The sequence below is a fragment of the Streptomyces sp. NPDC059092 genome (genome assembly GCF_042756365.1).
Classification (GTDB): Bacteria; Actinomycetota; Actinomycetes; order Streptomycetales; family Streptomycetaceae; genus Streptomyces.
In genome coordinates, this window is sequence record NZ_JBHZEJ010000010.1 from 77119 (window position 1) to 99835 (window position 22717).

At 71.0% G+C, this 22717-nt stretch carries 20 protein-coding genes and 1 tRNA gene; 6 read left to right on the forward strand and 15 right to left on the reverse strand.

The genetic code is table 11. The annotated features are described in order from the left end of the window. Positions 1 to 24: 24 nt before the first annotated feature. Positions 25 to 651 carry a helix-turn-helix domain-containing protein gene (locus ACFXPL_RS08920; protein ID WP_384914817.1) on the forward strand — a complete coding sequence of 209 codons (627 nt, stop codon included), beginning with the start codon at positions 25 to 27 and terminating at the stop codon, positions 649 to 651. A gap of 1321 nt (positions 652 to 1972) precedes the next feature. On the opposite strand, the gene ACFXPL_RS08925 is transcribed toward ACFXPL_RS08920, so the two are convergent. The 3 genes from ACFXPL_RS08925 to ACFXPL_RS08935 all read right to left on the reverse strand — a co-directional run bounded on the left by ACFXPL_RS08925 (position 1973) and on the right by ACFXPL_RS08935 (position 6115). Next, the gene (locus ACFXPL_RS08925) at positions 1973 to 4693 is read right to left on the reverse strand and encodes a cation-translocating P-type ATPase (RefSeq protein WP_384914820.1); all 2721 of its coding nucleotides are present in this window, start codon (positions 4691 to 4693) and stop codon (positions 1973 to 1975) included. Between the two features lie 64 nt (positions 4694 to 4757). Then, a complete protein-coding gene (locus tag ACFXPL_RS08930; protein ID WP_384914823.1) occupies positions 4758 to 5717 on the reverse strand; it encodes a polyphosphate kinase 2 family protein in 960 nt (319 codons plus the stop codon). Between the two features lie 5 nt (positions 5718 to 5722). After that, positions 5723 to 6115 (reverse strand): three-helix bundle dimerization domain-containing protein, encoded by a 393-nt coding sequence (locus ACFXPL_RS08935; RefSeq protein ID WP_384914826.1) that lies wholly within the window; start codon positions 6113 to 6115, stop codon positions 5723 to 5725. Between the two features lie 197 nt (positions 6116 to 6312). On the opposite strand from ACFXPL_RS08935, the gene ACFXPL_RS08940 reads away from it, so the two are divergent. Beyond that, the gene (locus tag ACFXPL_RS08940; protein ID WP_384914829.1) at positions 6313 to 7020 is read left to right on the forward strand and encodes a hypothetical protein; all 708 of its coding nucleotides are present in this window, start codon (positions 6313 to 6315) and stop codon (positions 7018 to 7020) included. Here ACFXPL_RS08940 and ACFXPL_RS08945 read toward each other — a convergent pair. Continuing rightward, positions 7002 to 7075 (reverse strand) — tRNA-Pro (locus tag ACFXPL_RS08945). The two genes, ACFXPL_RS08940 and ACFXPL_RS08945, sit on opposite strands and share 19 nt — an antisense overlap. 108 nt (positions 7076 to 7183) lie before the next feature. Here ACFXPL_RS08945 and ACFXPL_RS08950 point away from each other — a divergent pair. Further along, entirely contained in the window at positions 7184 to 7657 is a 474-nt protein-coding gene (locus tag ACFXPL_RS08950; protein ID WP_384914832.1) for a DUF309 domain-containing protein, read from the forward strand. Positions 7658 to 7686: 29 nt separating this feature from the next. On the opposite strand, the gene ACFXPL_RS08955 is transcribed toward ACFXPL_RS08950, so the two are convergent. Genes ACFXPL_RS08955 through ACFXPL_RS08965 form a run of 3 tightly spaced genes read right to left on the reverse strand, consistent with a single transcriptional unit; the run spans position 7687 to position 10546 of the window. Beyond that, positions 7687 to 8331: a lactate utilization protein C gene (locus tag ACFXPL_RS08955; RefSeq protein ID WP_384914835.1), complete on the reverse strand. Its 645-nt coding sequence runs from the start codon at positions 8329 to 8331 to the stop codon at positions 7687 to 7689. Continuing rightward, positions 8328 to 9830 carry a LutB/LldF family L-lactate oxidation iron-sulfur protein gene (locus ACFXPL_RS08960; RefSeq protein WP_384914838.1) on the reverse strand — a complete coding sequence of 501 codons (1503 nt, stop codon included), beginning with the start codon at positions 9828 to 9830 and terminating at the stop codon, positions 8328 to 8330. The genes ACFXPL_RS08955 and ACFXPL_RS08960 overlap by 4 nt, the downstream gene beginning before the upstream one ends. Further along, complete coding sequence (locus ACFXPL_RS08965; protein ID WP_384914841.1) at positions 9827 to 10546, reverse strand: (Fe-S)-binding protein; 720 nt, start codon at positions 10544 to 10546, stop codon at positions 9827 to 9829. The genes ACFXPL_RS08960 and ACFXPL_RS08965 overlap by 4 nt, the downstream gene beginning before the upstream one ends. Before the next feature lie 139 nt (positions 10547 to 10685). Between ACFXPL_RS08965 and cobF the strand changes: the two genes are divergently transcribed. Then, a complete protein-coding gene (cobF, locus tag ACFXPL_RS08970; RefSeq protein WP_384914844.1) occupies positions 10686 to 11459 on the forward strand; it encodes a precorrin-6A synthase (deacetylating) in 774 nt (257 codons plus the stop codon). 118 nt (positions 11460 to 11577) lie between these two features. Here cobF and ACFXPL_RS08975 read toward each other — a convergent pair whose 3' ends face one another. The 3 genes from ACFXPL_RS08975 to ACFXPL_RS08985 all read right to left on the reverse strand — a co-directional run bounded on the left by ACFXPL_RS08975 (position 11578) and on the right by ACFXPL_RS08985 (position 15921). Further along, positions 11578 to 14832, reverse strand: a complete 3255-nt coding sequence (locus tag ACFXPL_RS08975) for a family 78 glycoside hydrolase catalytic domain (RefSeq protein WP_384914847.1) — start codon at positions 14830 to 14832, stop codon at positions 11578 to 11580. A gap of 129 nt (positions 14833 to 14961) precedes the next feature. Then, on the reverse strand, positions 14962 to 15447 hold the full coding sequence (locus tag ACFXPL_RS08980; protein ID WP_384914849.1) for a hypothetical protein: 486 nt from the start codon (positions 15445 to 15447) through the stop codon (positions 14962 to 14964). Between the two features lie 78 nt (positions 15448 to 15525). After that, positions 15526 to 15921 (reverse strand): ATP-binding protein, encoded by a 396-nt coding sequence (locus ACFXPL_RS08985; RefSeq protein WP_384914851.1) that lies wholly within the window; start codon positions 15919 to 15921, stop codon positions 15526 to 15528. Between the two features lie 330 nt (positions 15922 to 16251). On the opposite strand from ACFXPL_RS08985, the gene ACFXPL_RS08990 reads away from it, so the two are divergent. Next, on the forward strand, positions 16252 to 17511 hold the full coding sequence (locus ACFXPL_RS08990; RefSeq protein WP_384914854.1) for a phosphatidylserine/phosphatidylglycerophosphate/cardiolipin synthase family protein: 1260 nt from the start codon (positions 16252 to 16254) through the stop codon (positions 17509 to 17511). Between the two features lie 85 nt (positions 17512 to 17596). Here the strand turns inward: ACFXPL_RS08990 and ACFXPL_RS08995 are convergent, their stop codons facing one another. Both ACFXPL_RS08995 and ACFXPL_RS09000 read right to left on the reverse strand, forming a co-directional pair. After that, positions 17597 to 17965, reverse strand: coding sequence for an STAS domain-containing protein (locus ACFXPL_RS08995; protein ID WP_384914856.1), 369 nt, complete (start codon positions 17963 to 17965; stop codon positions 17597 to 17599). A 194-nt stretch (positions 17966 to 18159) separates the two neighbouring features. Then, a complete protein-coding gene (locus ACFXPL_RS09000) occupies positions 18160 to 18675 on the reverse strand; it encodes a MarR family winged helix-turn-helix transcriptional regulator (RefSeq protein WP_384914859.1) in 516 nt (171 codons plus the stop codon). 128 nt (positions 18676 to 18803) lie between these two features. On the opposite strand from ACFXPL_RS09000, the gene ACFXPL_RS09005 reads away from it, so the two are divergent. Continuing rightward, positions 18804 to 19955, forward strand: a complete 1152-nt coding sequence (locus tag ACFXPL_RS09005; RefSeq protein ID WP_384914862.1) for a PP2C family protein-serine/threonine phosphatase — start codon at positions 18804 to 18806, stop codon at positions 19953 to 19955. Between the two features lie 66 nt (positions 19956 to 20021). Here ACFXPL_RS09005 and ACFXPL_RS09010 read toward each other — a convergent pair whose 3' ends face one another. The 3 genes from ACFXPL_RS09010 to ACFXPL_RS09020 all read right to left on the reverse strand — a co-directional run bounded on the left by ACFXPL_RS09010 (position 20022) and on the right by ACFXPL_RS09020 (position 22689). Beyond that, positions 20022 to 20489 (reverse strand): ATP-binding protein, encoded by a 468-nt coding sequence (locus ACFXPL_RS09010; protein ID WP_384914865.1) that lies wholly within the window; start codon positions 20487 to 20489, stop codon positions 20022 to 20024. Between the two features lie 101 nt (positions 20490 to 20590). Continuing rightward, complete coding sequence (locus ACFXPL_RS09015) at positions 20591 to 21055, reverse strand: response regulator (RefSeq protein WP_384914868.1); 465 nt, start codon at positions 21053 to 21055, stop codon at positions 20591 to 20593. Then, positions 21052 to 22689 carry a CHASE3 domain-containing protein gene (locus ACFXPL_RS09020; protein ID WP_384914871.1) on the reverse strand — a complete coding sequence of 546 codons (1638 nt, stop codon included), beginning with the start codon at positions 22687 to 22689 and terminating at the stop codon, positions 21052 to 21054. Before ACFXPL_RS09020 ends, ACFXPL_RS09015 begins: the two co-directional genes overlap by 4 nt. Between the last annotated feature and the right edge of the window lie 28 nt (positions 22690 to 22717).

Below are 22717 nucleotides of genomic sequence, written 5' to 3' on the forward strand. Positions count from 1 at the left end.
ACCGTCCACGCGCCGAGGAGCGACTTGGGCAGACGTGTCACGGCCCGCCGGGAACAGTTGGGACTGAGCCTGGAGGAAGTGGCCGCGCGCGCCGGATCGGCTCCCGGCTACGTCGAATACATCGAGGAACGGCAGGCGGCGCCCGGCATCGGATTCATGCTGAGACTCGCCGACGCGCTGGAGACAACGGTCGACACCCTGACCGGGAGCGGAACAGAACTGCCTCCCGGCATCGGGCATGCCGCGTACCACCCGGCGCTGACGACTCTCAGCGCCGAGGAATGCGGTGAGCTGCTGTCGACCCACGGAATCGGCAGAGTGGCCCTCTCCACGTGGGACGGCCCGGCCGTCGTTCCCGTCAACTACGTCGTCGCCGACGACGAGGTCGCGTACCGCACCGCTCCCGGAACGGCGGCGGCCGAGGCCATCGGTCAGGAGGTCGCCTTCGAGGTCGACCACATCGACGACGCGATGAGCAGGGGCTGGAGCGTCAACGTCGTCGGGACCGCGCGGGCCGTCACCGGCGACGACGACGTACGGCGCCTGGACCGGCACGCCCGCACCACACCGTGGGCGGGCGGCGACCGCCGGTTGTGGGTGTCGATCACTGCCACCCGCACAACGGGCCGGCGCATCGACATCCGGCCTTGACCGACAGGCTCCGCTCGACGATCTCGACATCGATGCCCAGGTGTGCAGCCGTTGCCGGCGACCACGGTCTCGAAGCGCCGCCACGGCTCACGGACGGTGACCCGGATGGCCGGACTCACCGCCCGTCGGCGGATGGATACGCCGTCGGACGCACGGCCCCTCCAGGGCCGCACGGGTGTGCGTACCGGCGAGTTGCACGTCAGCGATTCCGAGCACTCAACAGTCACTCAGCACTTCACTCGACCGTCGACGGTCGAGGATGTAGCGGACGTGCTGGGCTTTGGAGTAGCCGGTGACAACGTGGGCCGACATTGTCGGCGGTGGAAGAATCTGCGGGTTTCGGCGGCGAATTCGGCCTGGTTGACGCTCCGGCTGGGTGTTCCCGCAGTAATGACCGGATTTACTGCGGCGGAGCCCCTACCGTGATCATCGCGACCTGCGGCGGGTTCTCCGGCCGCCGCGGGCGAGGTGTACGCATTCACTGCGGCAGCGCTGGAAGGGCGTGGCTGGCGTGGCGATCGAACCAGTGGCCGAACTGGGGAACGGGGGCGCGTTGTGGCTGCCGCGTGCCCGGATGGTGCCTCTGTCCGCCCACCCTGTTCGTACACCGCGGCGGTCGAGCGGTACCTCACCGGTGGGGGCATTGCGAAGTCCTCCGCGCGGATCTACCGGATCTCGCTGACGAGTGGGGGGATGCTCGCCGGCGAACCGGCGCCGACCGGAACCGCCCGCCGGGGCGCGAAGCCACCCGCCTTCCCCGTCGCCGCGATCGACGACCCGGCGCTGCCTGAGGCCCTGGCCGAGCTGGCGGCGGCGCGAGCGGATGAGATGGACGCCGGCACCGGATGCGCTGGCAGTCCGGCACCGCCCAGCTCCTGCCCCGCCTCATCGGCCGCCGCACCTGCGGCCCGCTGTTCCTCACCGACCGCAAGGCCCCAGCCGGAACGCCGACGCTCGACATGTGCCCGGAGACCGGCCGGGCCCGGCTCTCCTACCGCCGGGCCGGGGAGATCTTCGAGGAGAACAGGCGGCTCGCAACCCTCTCGCCTCACCCGGGAGCATCGAGAACCTGGACGGCTGGACACTCCACCGGCTACGCCACAGCGCCCTCACCCATGACGCCGAAGGCGGAACCTCCACCCCGATGCGGCTGGCCCGCTCCCGCCACACCTCCGTCCGGCCCCTGGAGCTATACACCCACCCCGGCGTCGACGCGGTGGCCCGGCACGTCGCCTGACGCGCCCCCGCCGCCCGACGCCGGTGAACCTCCAGAACCTGCTGGCGGGTTACTTGCTCTACCGGGCCGTGAAGTGCAGACCCATCAGGTGCCTCTTGAGCGACGGGCCAGGAACTTTCCCAGTTCCCACACGAGCAGGAGCGCGAGAGCGGCCAGCAGAGCCCAGCCGAACTGCCGCGCGTCGATCTCGGTCGTCCCGAGGATGCGGCGGAAACCGTCCATCTGGGTCACCAGGACCGCGAGTACGAACTGGGTCAGTGCCACCCAGTTCATCTGCCTGCTGTCGAAGGTGGACGTCGTCAGCACCGAGTCCGTCTCGCTGCGGCATTCGAACGCGGCGACGATCAGGCAGAGGGCGAAGGCGGTGAACGCGATCGACTGACCGGTCTCAATACTGTCGAAGTGGGTCTGACCGAGCTTGATCAGTCCGAGCAGGAGGGCGGCGATCGCCAGTCCGCCGATTCCGACCGTGACCAGTACGGGCCGGGTGAGGACGGACTCTCCCCGTGGACGCGGCCTGCGTCGCATGAGTCCGGGGCTCTCCCGGTCGAAGCCGAGCGCGAAGCCGAAGGAGGCGTTGACCACGAAGTGGATCCACAGCACCTGCGGCGGGGTGAACGGCTCCCCTGCGGCGATGTTGAAGACGGTGGCCCCGAGGAAGGTCAGGACGAAGGCGACGAGCAGGAGCAGGACGAACCGGATGTACTTGGTGAGGTTGTCGTAGATTCGCCGGCCCTGCTCCACGGCGTAGACGATGGTGGCGAAGCGGTCGTCGGAGAGGATCATGCGTCCGGCGTTCTTCGCCACATCCGTGCCGCTGCCCATGGCGATACCGATGTCGGCGGCTTTGATGGCGGGCGCGTCGTTGACGCCGTCCCCGGTCATCGCCACGACCTCGCCCTTCTTCTTGAGGGTGTCTGCGAGCAGCACCTTGTGCTCCGGGGCGACGCGGCCCACCACACCGATGCCGTCGATGCGAGCGAGCTGCTCGTCCTCGGTCATGGCGGCGAAGTCGGCGCCGAGGATCGCCTCGCCGGCGATGCCGAGCTGCCGGGCGATCGCCGCGCCGGTGGTGACGTCGTCACCGGTCACCATGCGGACCCGGATGTGCCCCGCCTGCGCGCCGGCCACGGCTGCCTTGGCGTCCTCGCGGGGCGGATCGACCATGCCGACGAGGCTGGTCATCCGCAGCTCGGTGACGTACGCGAGCAGGTCGCCGTCCGGATCGAAGCCGGCCGGGTCCAGATCACGGGTGGCCGCGGCCATCACCCGGTGCCCCTCGCCGCCCATCCGCTGGGTCTGTGCCTCGGCGCGCGCGATCAGTTCGGCGTCCCATGGGATGGTCTCGCCCGCCGCGAGCGCGGTGGCGGCCCGCGCCACTACCGCCGGGACCGCGCCTTTGACGAAGCACCGGACGACTTGCCGCCCAGAGGCGTCGACCGCTTGGTTGAAGGTGGCCATGAGCTTGCAGTCCGGGTCGAACGGCAGCGTGGCGAGCCGGGGAAGGCCCTCCCTGGTGGCGTCGATGTCCAGCCCGGCCTTGTGCGCGAGCACCAGCAGCGCGCCCTCGGTGGGATCGCCCACCACCTCGCCGTCCACCAGTTTCGCGTCGCTGGCCACCACGTACGGGAGGATCGCCTCCTCGATGCTCGCGGAGGACCCCGCGGCATGGTGGATCTTCCCGTCGAGCCCGTAGCCGGTGCCCGAGACGGTGTACCGGTCGGTAGGACTCACGACTTCGACGGCGGTCATCTGGTTCATGGTCAGAGTGCCGGTCTTGTCCGAGTTGATCGCCGAGGTGAAAGCGAGGGTCTCGACGGACGGCAGTTCTTTGACGATGGCGTTCCGTTTTGCCAGGTTGAGGCTGCCGACGGACAGGATCGCCTGGGTCACGGTCGGCAGGGCTTCGGGGATGGCGGCGATGGCCAGCGAGACCGCGCTGACGAACAGGACGTCCCAAGCCTGGTCCCGTTGCCGTCCCAGGGCGAACATCACGATCATGGTCAGGGCCGCCGCCCCGGTGATCCACAGCGTCAGGGTGTCGAGCTCCTTGGTGAGCGGCGGTACTTCCCTCTCCGTGGCCGACAGCATCCCGGAGATCTTGCCGACCTCGGTTGCGGCACCGGTCGCGGTGACGACGAGCACGCCGCTGCCGTGGGTGACCGGGGTGTTCATGAACGCCATGTTCGTCCGGTCGCCGGGCGCCGGGCGGGCGCCCGACAACGTGCCGGCGTCCTTCGCGGCGGGAACGCTCTCGCCGGTGAGTGCCGACTCGTCGATCTGTAGGGCACTGGCCTCGATGATGCGTCCGTCCGCCGCCACCTGGTCACCGGCGGCGATGAGCACGATGTCGCCGACGACGAGCTGCTCCGCGGGGATCTCGGCCTCCGTGCCGTCCCTGTGTACCCGTGCCGTCGCCTTCATCATCGACTGCAGCGCGTTCATCGCGCTCTCGGCCTTGCCCTCCTGGCGCAGGCCCACGACCGCGTTCAGCAGGGTCAGGACGATCAGCAGGACCGCGGTGGTCCACTCCTGGATGAGCAGCGAGACGACCGCCGCGGCCACGAGGACGATCTGCATATAACTGCGGTACTGCGCGAGGAACCGGTGCCAGGCCGGAGGCCGCTTCTCCTCGGGAAGTGAATTCGGGCCGTGCGCGTCAAGAAGTTGCGCGGCCCGTGCTGCGGAGAGCCCGAACGCCGGATCTACGCCGAAAGCCGTTACGACCTCCTCGGGAGTGCGCGCGTACCAGCCGTCCTCCGAAGCCCGAGGCTGTTCTCCCACGGAATTCGAACGCACCGTCATCGCTCTGCCTCCGATCCGTGGCCGCGGACGCGTCCGGGCCGATCGCGCGCTGGTTCGACGTGTCTCAGCCGTGCTTCTTCCTGGCCGACGGATGCCGGTCGGCGTACGGATCGGCCGATGCTCCGGCGGGGGCCTCCCGCTCCAGGTCCCGTCTGGTGACGAGCAGGTCCTTCCGTGCGGCCTTCCCCACGTCGGGGTACTGAGGGTCGATGTCCATCAGGGTGTGCGCGAGGATCGCCGCCGAGCAGATCCGCCCGAACCACTTCCGGTCCGCCGGCACGACGTACCACGGCGCCCACTTCGTACTCGTGGCCGACAGCATCTCGGAGAACGCCTGCTGGTAGTCGTCCCACTGGCGCCGCTCCCGGACGTCGGCCGCGGAGAACTTCCAGTTCTTCTCCGGCCGGTCGATCCGCTTCAGGAAGCGGGTGCGCTGCTCCTCCTTGGACAGGTTCAGGAAGACCTTCACCACTTTGAACCCGTTGTCCGTGAGATAGCGCTCCCAGTGGTTGATCTCCCGGTACCGCCGCTGCCAAATGTCCGGCCCGCGCGTGCCGTCCGGCAGCTTCTGCCGGACCAGGTTCTCGGGGTGCACTCGTACGACGAGGACCTCCTCGTAGTGCGAGCGGTTGAAGATGACGATCTCGCCGCGCGTGGGCAGGCGCTGGGCGTAGCGCCACAGGTAGTCGTGGTCGAGTTCCTCGGCGGAGGGCACCTTGAAGCCGCTGACCCGAACGCCCTGGGGATTGACGCCGCTCATCACATGGCGGATCGTCCCGTCCTTGCCACCGGCGTCGAGTGCCTGGAGGCACAGGAGTACGCCGTAGGTGTCCTGGGCGGCCAGCCGCTCCTGGTACTCGGCCAGCAGAGACACCCCGGTCCGCAGCAGCTCGATCCCCTCCCGCTTCCTCAGACCTGCCTTGTAGCGAGGATCGAAGTCCCGGTCAAGGCGCACCTTCGACCCCGGTTTCACCCGTAGGGGCGCGATGAAATCCGCGATGCGTTCGGCTCTCTCGTCCGACATCACGATCAGTCCTTCTCCGGTCCGGGGTGAGCGCGGCGCGTCTCGGGGGCCGCTCTGCGGTCGAAAGCCTGACCGGGGGCGGTGCGGCAGGCGGCAGGCGGCACCCTCCGGGACCGGCGTTCGACCAGGATCGGGACGTAAGCTCTGACCCTGGCCTGGTGGAAGGAGTCGTAAGCGGTCCTGACTGTGGTCTCGACGGTGACCGCGTCGACCGAGGGGTAGACGGCCCTCAGCCGCGCCACCATGTTCCGGCTGGACACCAGTTCGCCTTGCGAGCCGGGCGGCGGCACGGTCGCAGGCCCTGTGGGATCGGTGCGCTTCACCGGCCCGGGGTGGCGGCTCAAGCCCCCGACGGGGAGGCATGCACCGACGTCAGAAGTCTGTTCTTCGACCGTCATGGCCGCACGTGTCCCCTCTCCCACGACCTCCAGACCGCAGAACCACACATCCCGCCACAGCCGTGACAGGACCCCTCGCGCTCATTATCTGTTCGCCCGGACAGGATCGCCCCCTGAGGCCGGGGTGGGCTTGATCTGCTTTGACGGACATCCGAGATCAGGGGTTCTGCCCCGGGAGGATGTCCGTCATGGAGAGCTTGGGGAAGAAGAAGGCTCGCCCTCGCCGCTCGTTCACGCCGGAGTTCAAGGCCGAGATCGTCGAGCTGTGCCGACGAGGTGACCGCTCGGTCGGTGAGATCGTGAAGGACTTCGATCTGGCCGAGACCGCGGTGCGCGACTGGGCCACCCGCCTCCGCCTCGCCCGGGCACTCACCGACCGGTCTCACGGCAACTACCGGGGATGGGGCGACGTCGTCGTCTTCGCGGCCGCGACCGCCGCCCGCATCGGCGAGGTCTCCGGCGTCCGTGCCTGCGACATCGAGACCGAGAACTTGATCTGGACCGTCCGCCGGCAGACCACCCCCGCACCCGGCGGACTCACCGACAAGAACACCAAAGGCAAACGCGCCCGCCAGGTCCCCCTCATCGAAGGGATACGCGTCCTCGCCGCCAGCCCCAACCCCGGGGCCCGCCTCTTTACCGGACCCCGCGGCCGACGCATCTCCACCGCAGTCCTGCGCGGCGCCACCCACTGGGACGAAGTGGTCACCTCACTCGGCCACGAACACCTACGCCGCCACGACCTCACAGCACCCCTCACCCTCGCCGTCCAGCGGGCGCCAGCAAGACGTCGCCAGACCCCGTGGTCCCCAACTGGTCCCCAGGAAACACCGAAAGGCGGTACCGGATTTCTCCGATACCGCCTACGACCTGCGAAAAACACAAGTCGGGACGACAGGATTTGAACCTGCGACCCCTTGACCCCCAGTCAAGTGCGCTACCAAGCTGCGCCACGTCCCGGCGGCCTGCCCTCCGAGGAAGCTTTCCCCCGCGTGGCCGGCTACGCGGAGAACATTACCCCACTCCGGGCCGCGGAAAGACGCGGCCCGTCCGCGCGACAATCGGTACATGACGGAAGAGCGGCGGGACCGGGACAGCGAGGGGCGGGCGCGTAGTGCGCGGCCGCGGGACGGGTTGGGGCGGCCCTTGGCGTACGGGGCTCCTGGGGTGGAGCGGCAGCCGGAGGGGGTGGTGCGTTCGGCCGGGGAGACCCTGCGGGAGGCGCAGCGGCTGCTCGACGCGGGTATGCCGTTCCACGCGCACGAGGTCTTCGAGGACGCGTGGAAGTCGGGGCCCGAGGCGGAGCGGTCGCTGTGGCGGGGGATGGCCCAGCTCGCGGTCGGGCTGACGCACGCCGCCCGGGGCAATACGGCGGGCGGCGCGCGGCTGCTGTTGCGCGGGGCGGGGGTGATCGACGCGTATCCGGACCGTACTCCGCACGGCATCGACGTGGCAGGGTTGACGGCGTGGGCCAGGGAGTTGGCGGCTCGCGTCGACGACGGTCCGGTGGATGCCGCCCGTGAGGCGCCCCGGTTGACCTGACGGGGCCCCACCGGTCCCGTCGGCCGTGGTCAGTCGGTGAGCAGGACGACTTCGAGCCTGCGGGGGCCGTGCACGCCCTCGACCCGGTCGAGTTCGATGTCGCTGGTGGCGGACGGGCCCGAGATCCAGGTGAGCGGGCGGGTCGGGTCCAGGCGTGGCATCGCCTGCGGTACGGAGCCGACCACCTGGTCCAGGGTGCGTACGACGCAGATGTGGTGGTCGGGCACGAGGGTGATCCTGCGGCGGCCCTGGTCCGGCGACGCGTCGAGGACGAGGGTGCCGGTCTCGGCGATGGCGAGGGCGCAGCCGGTGATGACGCTGTCGACGGTGTCGAGGGCCCCGGCGCTCACACCGGGCTCGTCCTGGATCCGGGTCACGGCCTCGGGTGTCGCGGAGAGCCAGGTATCCGGGAGCAGTGGGGGTACGAGGACGGTACGGGCGCCCCGTTCGGCCAGGAGACGGGCGACGAGGGCGGGGAGCCCGGCGGTGTCGGTGCGGTGGACGAGGGCGCGGTAGTCGGCCAGGTTCTCGGCGAGCAGGTCGGTGTTACGGCTCGCCGGTGTGTGGGTGTCGAGGTAGTCGCGGGGGGCCTCCGGTGCGTCGGGGGCGTCGGCGACGGCGCTGCGGATACGGGCGAGGATCCGTTCACGTGAACCGGAGGCGGTGCTGGTCATGTCCCGTTGTCCTTACGGTTGTCGTTCTCACCGGCCGCGTCGCGCACAGCGGTGTCGGTGCTCCCGGCGTTCCCGGCGCCGTTCGCACGGTGGTGCTTCCACCAGTCGCGGAACGACTCGGCCGGCATCCGCGGCAGGTCCCGCGCGTTTGTCCAGGCCCCCGCTCCCGGCAGCTTGGCGGGGTGCAGCGCCCTGGTCCTGGACGCGGCACGCTCCCCCGCCGCCAGCACGCGGGGATGGTCGAAGACCCAGCCCGCGGCCTTCATCGCGGCCTTCTCCAGCCGGTGTCCCTTGCCCCCCTGGTCCGCGACCCGTTCGCGGAGGTGGACCAGGACCTCGGGGATGTCGATGGCCACGGGGCACACCTCGTAGCACGCCCCGCAGAGGGAGGAGGCGTACGGCAGCGAGGCGTCGATCTCGCTCTGTGTGCCGCGGAGTTGGGGGCTGAGGATGGCGCCGATCGGGCCGGGGTAGACCGAGCCGTACGCGTGGCCGCCGGCCCGCTCGTACACCGGGCAGACGTTGAGGCAGGCCGAGCAGCGGATGCAGCGCAGCGCCTGCCGGCCGACCTCGTCGGCGAGGGTGTCCGTGCGGCCGTTGTCGAGCAGGACCAGGTGGAAGGTGTTCGGGCCGTCGGTGTCATGGGTGCCCGTCCACATGCTCGTGTACGGGTTCATCCGCTCCGCCGTGGAGGAGCGCGGCAGTGTCTGGAGGAAGACCTCCAGGTCGCGCCAGCTCGGCACCACCTTCTCGATGCCCACCACCGAGATCAGCGTCTCGGGGAGGGTCAGGCACATCCGTCCGTTGCCCTCCGACTCGAAGACCACGAGGGTGCCGGTCTCGGCGACCATGAAGTTGGCGCCGGAGATGCCGACCTTGGCGCGCAGGAACTTCTCGCGCAGGTGCAGCCTCGCCGCCTCGGCGAGTTCGCCCGGGGTGTCGGAGAGGCCGTCGGGGGCCGCCCTGCCCCAGTCGGCCATCCGGTCGCGGAAGATGTCGCGGATCTCGCCGCGGTTGCGGTGGATCGCCGGGACGAGGATGTGGGAGGGCCGGTCGTCGCCGAGTTGCACGATGAGTTCGGCGAGGTCGGTCTCGTAGGCGGAGATGCCCTCGGCGGCGAGCGCCTCGTTGAGGCCGATCTCCTGGGTGGCCATCGACTTGACCTTGACGACCTCGCTCTCGCCGGTGGCCTTGACCAGGTCGGCGACGATCCGGTTCGCCTCGTCGGCGTCCGCGGCCCAGTGGACGGTGCCGCCGGCCGCGGTGACCGCCTCCTCCAACTGGACCAGATAGCGGTCGAGATGGCGCAGCGTGTGGTCCTTGATCCGTTTGCCCGCTTCCCGGAGCAGGTCCCAGTCGGCCAGCTCCGCCACGGCCACGGCGCGTTTGTCGCGGATGGTGTGGGTGGCGTGGCGCAGGTTGCCGCGCAGGGTCTCGTTGGCGACGGCTTCCTTGGCGGCCACCGGGAAGGCCGGCATCCCCAGATACGTACCGCTCATGACCAGGGCTCCTCTTCGGTCGACGCCAGGATCTCCGCGAGATGCACGGATCGCAGCGGGGCGGCCTCGCGGCTCGCGATGCCGTCGATGTGCATCAGACAGGAATTGTCGGCGCCGCACAGCACCTCGGCTCCGGTGGAGACGGCGTGCCGGACCTTGTCCTGGCCCATCGCGGCGGAAACATCGGAGTTCTTCAGGGCGAAGGTGCCGCCGAAGCCACAGCATTCGGACGCGCCCGGCAGCTCTCTCAGCTCCAGTCCGCGCACGGCTTCGAGCAGTTTGCGGGGGCGTTCGCCGAGGCCGAGCAGACGCACTCCGTGACAGGAGGGGTGATAGGTGACGGTGTGCGGGAAGTACGCCCCGACGTCGGTCACGCCGACGACGTCGACCAGGAACTCGGTCAGCTCGTAGGTGCGCGCGGCCAGCGACGCGGCCGCCTCGTCGCCGATCTTCGGGTAGTGGTGGCGGACCATCGCCGCGCAGGAACCGGAGGGTGTGATCACATAGTCGTACCCCTCGAAGGCCCTGGTCATCCGCCGTACCAGCGGCTCCGTCTCCCGCCGGTACCCCGTGTTGAACTGCGGCTGCCCGCAGCAGGTCTGCGCCTCGGGGAAGTCGACCTCGACACCGAGGCGTTCGAGGAGACGTACGGTCGCGATCCCGGTGGACGGATACACGGCGTCATTGACGCAGGTGACGAAGAGGGCGGCGCGCATGGGCGGAGCATATGTCGGCTCCGGCGCCGCACGGTAGTCCCCCGCGCCGGGTGATGAGTTCTCAGACATCCTATGAATGTGTCCGCTCTCGTGGTGCTGTCCTCTGCGGGCCAGGCCGTGGTGCGGCAGACTCCGCAGGATGAGGAAGATCTATGTCATCGGTATCGGGGCGGGCGACCCTGATCATCTGACCGTCTCGGCGGTCAAGGCGCTCCGTCAGGTGGATGTGTTCTTTCTGCTCGACAAGGGCGGGGAGAGGGCCGGTCCCGTCGACCTGCGCCACGAGATCCTGCGCCGCCACACCGGCGGGCACGTCCACCGGCTGGTCGAGATCCCCGACCCCGAACGGGACCGGACCACCGACGGCGCCGGCTATCCCGGGGCCGTCGACGCGTGGCGTGGCCGCCGGGCCGCGCTCTTCGAGCGCGCGATCACCGACGAACTGGACGAGGGCCCGGACGGCGCGCGGACCGGGGCGTTCCTGGTCTGGGGCGATCCCTCGCTGTACGACTCGACGCTCGCCGTGCTGGAGGAGGTCCTGGCGCGTGGCGCGGTCCGGTTCGACCACGAGGTGATCCCCGGCATCAGCAGCGTCTCCGCGCTGGCCGCGCGGCACCGGACCGGGCTGACCCGGGTGGGCCGTCCCGTCCAGATCACCACGGGACGGCGGCTCGCCGAGGGCTGGCCCGACGGGGTGGACGATGTCGTGGTCATGCTCGACGCGCGGCAGGCCTATCTGCGCCACATGGACACCGACCCCGTCATCCACTGGGGCGCCTATGTGGGCACCGAGGACGAGATCCTGGTCTCCGGCCGGCTCTCCGAGGTCGCGGAGCGGATCGGGGAGCTGCGGTCCGCGGCGCGGGCCCGCAAGGGCTGGATCATGGACACGTATCTGCTGCGACGGGGGTGAGCCGTTCCGGCGCGGGCACTGCGCCGTCGCGGCGTGAGCCGGCGCCACGGCGTGAGCCGGTGCCATGGCGGTGTGCGCCGGCGCCGTTGTCGTCGCCGTCATCCGGGGAAGGTTCTCATCAGGCGCGCCCCACGAAGTCCCAGGCGCCCTGGCCCGCCCGGTAGACCACGAACCCCGGCTCCGTGCGCAGATACGCGGCGCCGCCGGGCGCCGTGACCTGGTCGCGGCGGTCGGCCGGCACGTGGATCTCCGCCGTCGCGCCGACGGGGACGTGGACGGAGAGCCGCAGCGCCCCGCCGATCGCCGACCAGGCCACCGAGGCCTCGCCCCGGACGGTGCGGATCCAGGTGCGGGCCCAGGTGACACCGGTGCGGCCGTCGGGCCGTACGGTGAAGGTGCGGTAGCCCGCGTCCCCGGGGCGCAGCCCGGCCACGTTCTCGTACAGCCACTGGGCGACCGTGCCCTGGAAGTAGTGGTCGCGCGAGCGCGAGTCGACGGGCCACATCTCCCACATGGTGTCGGCGCCGTTGTCGAACCAGTAGCCCCAGCTCGGGTACGTACGCTGGGTGGCGATGGCGTGTGCCACCTCGGGGTGGCCATGTGCGCACAGGACGCGCAGCAGCACGCTCGTGCCGAGCGCCCCGGTGTTGAGGTGGTCGCCGCGCGCGGCGATGTCCGCGACGAGGCTGTCGACGACGGAGGCACGGGCGCCGCTCGGGACCAGTCCGAAGGCCAGCGGGAGGGCGTTGGACGTCTGCCGGTAACCGGGGTCCTTCGCCGTCCTGTAATGGCCGGAGGCGTCGAGGAAGGTCGCGTTGAGGGCGTCCTTGAGACCGTCGGCCGCGGTCCGGTAGCGCGCCGCCGTCCCGCCGTGGCCCAGCAGTTCGCCCATCTCGGCCGTCTGGGTGAGCGCGCGGTGCAGGTACGCGGTCGCCGTCAGCCGGGTGTCCTCGGGCGGGTTGCCGCCGTAGCCGGGCGGCAGGTAGTCGCCGAGCGCGGTGATCGCGAGACCGTCGACCAGCCGCTCCAACTCCCAGTCCAGATACCGGGTCAGGGTGGTCCAGTGCTCCCTGGCCACCCGTTCGTCACCGTAGATCCGGTACATCTCCCTTACCAGGAAGGGATATACGGTCGTCCACTCGGGCGAGGGGCCGAGGTCGCCGTAGCCCCAGCCGCCGCTGAGCACGATCACCGGGAGTTGCCCGTCGGGGTTCTGGCTGTCCGCCAGGTCGCCGAGCCACTTGGTGAGGAAGCGGTGCACTCCGAAGGCGTACTCCATGACGGGAGCGCCGAGTTGGGCGTCGCCCGTCCAGCCGTTCTTCTCGTACATCGGGGTGTCGGTGGGTATCCCGTGCAGATTGTTGAGCAGGGTGCGGCGCATGGCCCCGTCGAGCTGTTCGTAGAACGGCTCGGAGCAGTCGAAGCCGCTGACCTCCGCCACCTTCGTGTGGACGGTCCTGCCCACCACATCGGCCGGGCGCGGACGCGTCGGCAACCCGCTGACCTGCACGTACCGGAAGCCCTTGTACGAGAACGACGGCTCCCACACTTCGGTGGCGCCGCCGCCCGCGCAGATGTACTCGTCGCGCTGGAAGCGGCCCGGCACATGCCCGGTCTCGGCGTGGACGGTGCCGTCCTCCTTCAGTTTCTCGCCGTGGACCAGGGAGACGACGGTGCCGGCCGGGGCCCGTACGCTCAGCCGGGTCCATCCCGCCGTCGTCCGTCCCATGTCCACGACGTACACCCCGGGGGCCTGCTCGGTGATCGCGGTGGGGGTGTGGGTCCCGATGACCTCGATGGGGTCGTGCGGCTGGGCGCGCAGGGTGCCCCGGGGTGCGGACTGCTCGGCCGGGTGGCGCCAGGAGCTGTCGTCGAAGCCGGGCCGGGTCCACCCCGCCGGGGCCAGCCGGGCGTCGTACGTCTCCCCCGCGTAGAGGGAGTTGGTGAGGGTGGGGCCCTCGGTGAGGCGCCAGTCGGTGTCGGAGACGACGGTGGTGCGGGTGCCGTCGGGGTGGTCGGCCTCCAGCCGGCACAGCAGGCGCGGTTCGCCGTGCCACGGGGGCCGGTGCCAGTTCCACACGTTGGGGGTGGTCATGCCGTAGAAGCCGCGGCCGAGGGTGACGCCGATCGCGTTGTCGCCGCGCTTCAGGAGCGCCGTCACATCGTGCACCGCGTACATCACGGTCTCGTCGTAGTCCGTGAAGGCCGGGTCGAGCACCTGGCTGCCGACCCGATCTCCGTTCAGCTCCGCCACGTAGTAGGCCAGTCCGCTGATGTAGAGGCGGGCGCGGCTGACGGGTTTGGCCACGGTGAACGCCCGGCGCAGCAGGGGCGCGGGCGCCTCCGGCGCGGCGATCGAGACCCCGCTGCCCCACGGCCCCTGGCCGTAGGGTGCGAGCACGGCGGCGGCGGCCCAGCCGGCGTCGTCGAACTCGGTCCGTTCCCAGCCGGGTTGCTCGGCGTCCGTGGCTCGCCACCCGTCCCCGGTGGCCAGTTGAAGGGTGGCGCCGGCGGTGGTTTCCACCAGCAGTCGTACGAGCAGTCCGGCCGGATTGGCGGCGGCCCCGCCGCGGTTGGTGGCGACCGCCGCGAGGACCACGGTACGGCCGGCGGCGCGTACTGCGGAGGTGACATCGGCGGCCCTGCCGGTGCGCCAGGAATCCACCTGTTCGGGTGTGTGCAGGACTTGACGGCCGTTCAGATGGAGGGTGAAGTCGTCGTCGGCGGTGGCGACGAGCGTGGCCCGCGCGATGTCCGTCCCCGCGGGAAGGCCGAGGGAGCCACGGAACCAGCGCGGTCCGACGGGCGCGCCGCCCGTGGTCGCCCCCGCCGACCAGATCCAGGACGCGCCGTCGAGGCCGGGCGGCCCGGCGGGCTGGTCGGCGCCTATCCACCGCGCGTGCCACCGCTCCGTACCGAGCGCGGTCTCCCACCAGCCGGGCGCGCTCCACGCCGAGGCGCGTCCTTCGGCGTCCCAGACGCGGACCTGCCAGTGGCAGCGGGTACGGGGCGGCAGCGCGGGGCCGCCGTAGGGCACGGCGACGGTACGGTCCGACGCCACGCGGCCGGTGTCCCAGAGGAGTTCACGGCCCGCGGCGAGCGCGCGCCGGCCGGTGGCGGCCCGGATCTGGTACGCGCTCTGCCGCGCGACCCGGCCGCCGTCGAGCACCCAGGACAGCAGCGGGGCGGCGACATCGGTGCCGAGGACGTTCTCGGCGTACTCGACGGTGGCCGAGACGATACGGAGCCGCCCCGCTCGGCCTTCCGGCGGGGGCGCGGCGGCGGCCGGGGAGCCCGTGGCCACGCCGGTGAGGAGGCCGGCCCCGGCCCCCAGCGCGGAGGCGTGCAGAAGACCTCGGCGCGTCCAGCCCATGCCCATCGCGACCCCCAGGATTGAAACGTTTCATGTCCCGGGTATGCATCGTAGGGCCGACCTGTCCGCGCGACAAGAGGTGCGGGAGGGGCATGAGGAACCGGCGGAACGCCGTGGAGCTGGGGAACCTCAAGAACCCGGCGTCAGACGTACGCGTACGGTCGACGCCCCGATGCCGACGAACGTCACCGTGACGCCTTCCCCGCTGAGTGTCGTCCCCGCGCCGACCGTGCCCCGGCAGCCGTCGCCGTCCCCACGCACCTGGATGTTCCCGGGGCCGGACGCCCCGCAGCGCCGCGATCCCGGCAGCTCCCAGCTCGCGTCCGCCCCGTACACACCGGTGATCGTGAAGCGGCCGGTCCCGTCACCGCGGTCGAAGCGGACGGTGTCCCCCGCCGCCAGTTCCACCTCACAGTCGGCGTCCCCGCAGGCGCCGGGGTCCGTACGGTCCGCCGCGGGCGGCGCGGAGGCGGTGACCGTCGCCGTGACGGCCCCGCGAACGGGCGCCGAGGGCGGTGTACCACCGCCGCGTCCCGCCGACAGAGCGAGCGCCGCCACGGCCAGGACCGCGCACCCGCCGCGCACCGCGGCGCCCGTGCCGTATGTCCCGCGCATCCCACTCCTTCGTCCGCCCCGAAGGATGCGCACCGCCGATGAGCGGAAAACGCCGTGTGCCACGAGCGCCCGCGCGCGCTACCGCGTGAGCACGGCGCGAATGGTCTTGCCACCCTCCGGGCGCGGCAGGACGGTGACCTTCTCGGCCAGGCGCAGGATCATCGGCCAGCCGAAGCCGCCGGTCCGGCCGGTGAGATCGGGGGTGCGGTCCTGGGGCGGGGCGGGGCTCGGGTCGTGCACCACGATCTGCAGGCTGCGACGGTCCGCACGCAGATGCAAAGAGGTCACCTCTCCCGCGTGCCGGATCGCGTTCGTCACCAGCTCGGACACCAGCAGGACCAGATTCTGGGAGGTGTGCTCGGAGGGCTCGGGAGAGAGACCGGCCAGAAAGCCGTGGGCCGCCTCCCGCGCCTCGGCCGGCAGCTCCGGGCGCAGCGCCCATTCGACATGGCCGTTGGGCTGGGTGTCGCTCATGGAAGGTTGTTGCATCGGACTCACCCCGTCGTTCGGATGTGGGTGCGGCGTTCTCCTGCCGTCGTTTACCCCCGCAATCACCGTCGAAGAGTGCCCGAGTGAACCTTGTTGCCGTTGAGTCGCACAGGAAGTCCGCCGTGACGGCACATGGTCTCCACCGGCCGGGGCATACGCGAGCACGGCGGGCGACGGCGCCCGGCGTGCCGGTCCGCACCACGCCCACCGCCCGTACCACGCGTACCGCCCGCACCACCATCCGACGACGGAAGGCACGTCCGTGCACATGACTCACCGCGCGACACCGCGCGCGCTGCCCACACCGAGGGTCCGATGACGGTCTGCCAGGAGCCGCCGGAGCCCACCGCCCCGGCTCCCGCCCCGGTCGCCCCGACGGCCGTCGCCGTCCCGGTCGCCCCTGACGCCCCGGCCGCCCCGGCCGCGGGTTCGCAGGCGCTGCGCCGCAGGCTTGAGCGGCTGATCGGGATCGCCGCGACCGAGGGCAACGAACTCCTCAGACTGCGCAACGGCGATCAGATCTTCGCCGCGATGCTGGCGAGCATCCGGGGCGCCGAGCACACCGTCGACATGATGACCTTCGTCTACTGGCGCGGCGACATCGCCGCGGAGTTCGCCGGGGCACTCGCCGACCGGGCCCGGGCCGGGGTACGGGTCCGCCTCCTGCTGGACGGTTTCGGCAGCCGGCTGATCGAGCGGGGGCTGCTGACGGCGATGACGGAGGCCGGGGTCGAGGTCGCCTGGTTCCGCAGACCGCTCTGGATCACTCCGCTCAAGCAGAATCACCGCTGCCACCGGAAGGTCCTGGTGGTGGACGAGTCGACGGCGTACACCGGCGGGGTGGGGATCGCCGAGGAGTGGTGCGGCGACGCCAGGAACGAGCACGAGTGGCGGGACACCCATGTACGGGTGCGGGGCCCCGCCGTGGACGGCATAGCCGCCGCGTTCTCGCAGAACTGGGCGGAGTGCCACGACACGCTCTTCGACGAGCGGGACCGGTTCGTCGAGCACCCGCCGCGGGGCGGCGCCGCCGTGCAGATCGTGCGCGGCTCCGCCAGCTTCGGCTGGCAGGACATGCAGACCCTGATGCGGGTGGTGATCGAGTCCTCGCAGGAGCGGCTGCGGCTGGCCACCGCCTACTTCGCACCCGATCCGTACTTCGTGAAGCTGCTCTGCCGGGCCGCCGCGCGCGGGGTGGAGGTGGAGATCCTGCTGCCGGGGCCGCACACCGACAAACGGGTCTGCGCGCTGGCCGGGCAGCGCCACTACGAGGAACTGCTCGCGTGCGGTGTACGGATCTGGGAGTACCGGCCGACGATGATGCACGCCAAGGTGATCACCGTGGACGGGACTGCCGCGCTCGTCGGCTCCAGCAACTTCAACCGGCGCTCCCTGGACCATGACGAGGAGGTCATGCTCGCGGTGCTCGACGAGGAGTTCACCGCCGTCCTGGACGCCGACTTCGACGAGGACCTGCGGGTGAGCGCGCGGATCGAGCCGGGCCGGTGGAAGCGGCGCTCCGTGGGGCGGCGGGTGCTGGAACGGGCGGTCGCCCCCATCCGCCGCTATCTCTGAGAGCCGGGGCCGTCCGGCCCGTCCCGTAAAGGGGAGCGGCCGGACGGCGCGGACTCCGGACGGCCCGCCCTCGCGCCGGGTCGCGTCAGCCGGCCGCCTCGGCGCCGCCGACGGGCCGCACCCCCGCCGGCCCCTCGGGCGCGAGCGCGGCTTCGATCGTGCCGTACACCGGCAGGGCGTTCTCCAGGCCGATGACATCGAACAGGCGCTGGACGGCGGAGGAGGGCCGGGTGAGCCGCAGCCTCGGGCCCAGGGAGCTGTGGGCCTGCAGGAGCACGTTCACCGTGGTGGAGTCCGCGAAGGAGACGCGGGAGAGATCCACGACAACGGGGCCCGGGGCGGTCTCGCCCGCCTCGGCCAGCGCGGTGGCGAGCGGGACGCTGCTCTCCAGATCGAGATCACCGCTGAGGGCGACGACGGCCGCGTCGCCGTTCCGGCTCACGGCCAGTCCCATGGTCTGACCTGCGCTGTGATGAGGTTGCACAGGATTCCTTCGTGGGCGGTAGAGGTCAGATGTGGCTTCACGATAGAAGTGATAGTTGCCATTTGACAACATTTCCTGGTGCGCAACAATCTGTTCACGGCTTCCGCACAAGTGCTCTGCGCGGAGAGTAACGCGTCGATGCCAGGAAGGGAGCTCCGGTGAAGCTATGCGCTGTCCGCCACGTGGCTCCGCAGCGGGGGCTCGGCCGCCTCGGCCCCGACCCCCGGACTCCGGCCCGCCGCGGCGCGGAAGGCGTGCAGCCCCTCCGCGAGCGTCAGCACGTCCGACGGCTCCATCCGCTCCAGCACCAGCCTCACCTCACGGGTGCGGAAGGCACGGTGCTCGTCCAGCGCCTGCCGGCCCCGCAGACTCAGCCGCAGCTCGACCTCGCGCCGGCTCGCACGGCTCTGGGAGCGGGTCACGAGCCCCATGGCCTCCATCCGGTCGCAGAGTCTGCTCACGGAGGAGGGACGCGACCCGAGCGCCTCGCCGAGGGTCCGCAGATTGACGCCCTCATGCGTTTCGATGACGAGAAGGGCCCGTAGCTGGGACGGCGGGACCGGACCCGACGGCGCGGCCTCCTGGCCACGCCCCCACAGCACTTCGAGCAGTTCCGAGGCGGCACTGACGGCCTCGGCGACCTGCTCGCGACGGCGCGGCTGACCGGTGAAACGGGACATCGATCCACCCTTTCATCCGGCGTTGCCTTTTGTCAGCCCGGACCGATCCCCGGACCGACCAGGACCGGAACCCGGACCGAACCGGCCCCCTTGAGGAAAGCTGAACGACAGTGACTCTACTCGCGGATGTGGAAAGAGCGGTCCGCGCGGCGGCGCCGCACGACTTGGTGGGCGCCCTGCGCGGCGCGCTCGCGACGGCGTACGGGGCGTCCTCCGTCACGCTGTACCTCGCGGACTACGCGCTCACGGTGCTCCGTACGGTCGACGACCCCTCGGCCCCCGCCGCCGAGGGCCTGTCACTGCACAACACCCCGGAAGGCCGGGCGTTCGGCAGCCAGGAGCCGCGTGAGCAGGAGATCAGGCACCGGGACGCGGTGGACCACCACCTCCCGGTCACCGTACGCGGCGAACGCCTCGGCATCCTCACGGTCCGGCTGCCGAGCGGTCCGTCCACCCCGGAGACCGTCGACGATCTGGCCCAGGTCGCCGATCTGCTGGGCCACGAGATCCTGGTGGCGGAGCGGGACACCGACCTCTACCAGCGGGCGCGCAGGGCGACCCGGCTGACCCTGGCGGCCGAGATGCAGTGGGAACTGCTCCCGGCCCGCGCCTGCACCGCCCGGGAGTACGCGATCGGCGCGCAGCTCGAACCCGCCTACGCGATCCACGGCGACAACTTCGACTGGGCGGCGGACGCGACCGAGCTGACCCTCGCGGTGACCAACGGGATGGGCGAGGGCATCCAGGCCTCCCTGCTGACCAATCTCGCCGTCAACGCCCTGCGCAACGCGCGCCGGGCGGGCATCGGCATCGCCGACCAGGCGGCGCTGGCCGACCAGGCCCTGTACGAGCAGCACCGGGGCGCCTCGTACGTATCGACGCTGCTGCTCCGTTTCGAGCTGGCGACGGGGCGGGTCGAGGCCGTGGACGCGGGGTCGCCCGAGCTGTGGCGGCAGCGCGGCAAGACCGTGGAGCGCGTCGAACTGGACGCGCAGCTTCCGCTCGGCATGTTCGAGGAGTCGGACTACGTGGTGCAGTCGTTCCAGGTGGATCCCGGCGACCGGCTGCTCTTCGTGAGCGACGGGGTGTACGCGACCCTCTCGCCGCAGGGCGAGGCGTACGGGGACCGGGCGCTGGCGCGGGCGATCAGCTCGACGAGCCTGCTGCCCGCGGCGATGGTGCCGCGCGCGGTGCTGCGGGAGCTGGCGGCCTACCGGGAGACCGAGTCGACGGACGACGCGCTGGTGCTCTGCCTGGACTGGTTCGGCCGGGAGGGGTGACGCGGGCGGGGTGAGCGGTGCCCCGGGAGGGTGACGGCGAAGGACCGTACCGTACGGCCGGGCGCGTCAGGCCGGGACCCGGCGGGACGTCAGGTCGAAGACGGCCTGGACCCGCTTGCCCACCGGGACGCGTTCCGCCGTGAGCCGGTCGGCGAGGGCGTGGACGATCTCCATACCGTGCCCGCCGAGCCGGGCGGGGTCGCGCGGGTAGCGGCGTGGCAGGGTCGAGCTGCTGTCGTACACGGTCACGAGGACCTGCTGGTCCGTGCCCTCCAGCTCCAGCAGGTACGGTCCGTGGCTGTGCCGCTCGGCGTTGGTGACCAGTTCGCTGACGACGAGCAGCAGATCGCCGGTCACGCGGTCACCGAGGGCGGCGAACCACTCGGCCTCCAACTGCTGAAGAAACCGTTCGGCCAGCAGCCGGGCCTCGGCGATGCACCCGGGCTCACCGCTGAACTGCCCGGCCCGCCGCAGTGGCTGTACGGAATCGGTCATGGCCGTGAGGGCCGTTCCGATGATGGTCTGTTCGGTCATAGCTCCTGCCCGCGCACCTGTGAGGCGCTCGGGCACCCCCTTCTCGGTTCCCCTTATGCCCGCACACGCCGCCGGTATGCCAGGCGGTTTCGTGAAAGGCGTCACCTGTGCCTGGGAAGCCGCCCGGGCAGCCGGACCACGGTGACGAAGAACTCGTCGATCTGCCGGACGGCCGCGATGAACTGGTCGAGGTCGACCGGTTTCGTCACGTAGGCGTTCGCGTGCAGTTTGTAGCTGCGCAGGATGTCCTCCTCCGCCGACGAGGTGGTGAGGATGACCACGGGGATGTGGGCCAGCTCGGGGTCGGTCTTGATCTTCTCCAGGACCTGGCGGCCGTCGTACTTCGGCAGATTGAGGTCGAGCAGGATGAGATCCGGCCGGGGCGCGTCCGTGTGGGCCCCCCGCCGGTAGAGGAAGTCCAGGGCCTCCTCCCCGTCGCGCACCACGTGCAGGGTGTTGCGGATCTTGTTGTCCTCGAACGCCTCGCGGGTCATCAGCTCGTCGCCGGCGTCGTCCTCGACGAGCAGGACCTCGATCGGCTCGACGCACGGGGATTGCGAGTTCACAGGGCGGCTCCATGGGAGGTGTGCGGTGGCCGCGCCTCGCCGGAAGGCCCCAGCGGCTCGGTCGACTCGGCGGAAGCGGAGGATCCCGCGGACGGCTCGGGCTCGTCCCGGACGGCGGGCATCGTGAAGTGGATACGGGTGCCGCCCTCGGGCACGGACTCCAGCCAGATCCGGCCGCCGTGGAACTCGACGATCTTACGGCAGAGCGCCAGCCCGATGCCGGTGCCGTCGTACTCGTTCCTGGCGTGCAGCCGCTGGAAGATGACGAAGACCTTCTCGGCGAACTCGGGCGCGACCCCGATGCCGTTGTCGGTCACGGTGAGATGCCACTCCTCGCCCTCGGCGACGCATCCGACGGTGATCAGTCCGGGGACGTCGGGGCGGCGGAACTTGACCGCGTTCCCGACGAGGTTCTGGAGGAGCATGGCCAGGGTGGTCGGGTCGCCGGTCACCCGGGGCAGCGGGTCCTCCCGTACGACCGTGGCCTCCGACTCCTCGATGGCGAGCGCGAGGTTGCCGAGGGCGCGGTCCATGACCTGGTCCAGTTCGACGGCCTGCCACGTGTCGTTCACCCGGCCCACCCGGGAGAAGGTGAGCAGATCGTTGATCAGGACCTGCATGCGTTTGGCGCCGTCGACGGCGAAGTCGATGTACTGCTTGCCCCGGCCGTCGAGCTGGTCGCCGTATCGTTTCTCCAGCAATTGGCAGAACGAGGCGACCTTGCGCAGCGGCTCCTGGAGGTCGTGGGAGGCCACGTACGCGAACTGCTCCAGCTCCGAGTTCGAGCGGCGCAGCTCCTCGGTCTGTTCCGCGAGCAGACCCTCACGGAGCCTGGTGGCCGCGATCTCGTCGACCAGCCGGCGGCGCATGTCCTCCACCGCGGCGCCGACGGCCCGCAGGTCGGAGGGGCCCCGTACCTCGATGCGCCGGTCGAACGCCCCGTCGCGTACGCCGTCGGTCGCGGCCCGCAGCGCGTTCAGCGGCCGGCCGACCATCCGGTGCAGGAGGACGGAGAGGCCCACCACCGCCACGACGAAGAGGCCGAGGATCACGAGGAAGACCGTGTCGCGCAGCTCGCGGGCGTCGCTCAGGTCGGCGCGCGCGTGGTCCCTGGCCGTGTCGAGATGGCGCTGCTGGACGTCGAAGAGCCGGCGCAGTTCGTCGAAGGCGGCCTTGTTCCCGGTGAGCCGCTCCCCGGACGCCGTGACGGTGCCCCGGGTCCGTACGGACGCGATCAGGGGCTCCGCCTCGTCGCGCCGCCACTGTCCGGCGGCGCGGGTGAGCCGGTCGAGGTCGGCGGTGGCCCGCCGGTCGGACCCGACGATGACGCGCATCCGCGTGGTGAACCGCTCCTCGTCGGCCCGGCCCTGGTCGTACGGTGCGAGGAACGACGGGTCGGCGGTGAGCGCGAAGCCGCGTACCCCGGTCTCCTGGTCGAGCAGGGCCCGCTGGAGCTGGAAGGCGTTGGTCCTGGCGGGCTGGATCCGGTCGACGAGTTCGTTGGTGCGGTCGTTCGTCCGGGAGAGCAGCACTCCGGCCAGGACCGTGCAACCGCAGACGACCAGGATCAGAGCGGCCAGGATGAGGCGCACCCATCCCTGGACGGAGAGCCGGGCGCGCGCGGCGCGCCACACCGAGGGAGTGCGCGTCTCCGGAGGGCGT

Excerpts from the sequence above, each read along its gene's own strand:
- ACFXPL_RS08950 (WP_384914832.1), top strand. The coding sequence starts at position 7,184 with ATGACGGAAGAGCGGCGGGACCGGGACAGCGAGGGGCGGGCGCGTAGT.
- ACFXPL_RS08960 (WP_384914838.1), bottom strand. The coding sequence starts at position 9,830 with ATGAGCGGTACGTATCTGGGGATGCCGGCCTTCCCGGTGGCCGCCAAG.
- ACFXPL_RS08965 (WP_384914841.1), bottom strand. The coding sequence starts at position 10,546 with ATGCGCGCCGCCCTCTTCGTCACCTGCGTCAATGACGCCGTGTATCCG.
- ACFXPL_RS08930 (WP_384914823.1), bottom strand. The coding sequence starts at position 5,717 with ATGTCGGACGAGAGAGCCGAACGCATCGCGGATTTCATCGCGCCCCTA.
- ACFXPL_RS08985 (WP_384914851.1), bottom strand. The coding sequence starts at position 15,921 with ATGAGCGACACCCAGCCCAACGGCCATGTCGAATGGGCGCTGCGCCCG.
- ACFXPL_RS08955 (WP_384914835.1), bottom strand. The coding sequence starts at position 8,331 with ATGACCAGCACCGCCTCCGGTTCACGTGAACGGATCCTCGCCCGTATC.
- ACFXPL_RS09010 (WP_384914865.1), bottom strand. The coding sequence starts at position 20,489 with ATGACCGAACAGACCATCATCGGAACGGCCCTCACGGCCATGACCGAT.
- ACFXPL_RS08935 (WP_384914826.1), bottom strand. The coding sequence starts at position 6,115 with ATGACGGTCGAAGAACAGACTTCTGACGTCGGTGCATGCCTCCCCGTC.
- ACFXPL_RS08925 (WP_384914820.1), bottom strand. The coding sequence starts at position 4,693 with ATGACGGTGCGTTCGAATTCCGTGGGAGAACAGCCTCGGGCTTCGGAG.
- cobF (WP_384914844.1), top strand. The coding sequence starts at position 10,686 with ATGAGGAAGATCTATGTCATCGGTATCGGGGCGGGCGACCCTGATCAT.
- ACFXPL_RS08990 (WP_384914854.1), top strand. The coding sequence starts at position 16,252 with ATGACGGTCTGCCAGGAGCCGCCGGAGCCCACCGCCCCGGCTCCCGCC.
- ACFXPL_RS08975 (WP_384914847.1), bottom strand. The coding sequence starts at position 14,832 with ATGGGCTGGACGCGCCGAGGTCTTCTGCACGCCTCCGCGCTGGGGGCC.
- ACFXPL_RS09000 (WP_384914859.1), bottom strand. The coding sequence starts at position 18,675 with ATGTCCCGTTTCACCGGTCAGCCGCGCCGTCGCGAGCAGGTCGCCGAG.
- ACFXPL_RS08995 (WP_384914856.1), bottom strand. The coding sequence starts at position 17,965 with ATGGGACTGGCCGTGAGCCGGAACGGCGACGCGGCCGTCGTCGCCCTC.
- ACFXPL_RS08980 (WP_384914849.1), bottom strand. The coding sequence starts at position 15,447 with ATGCGCGGGACATACGGCACGGGCGCCGCGGTGCGCGGCGGGTGCGCG.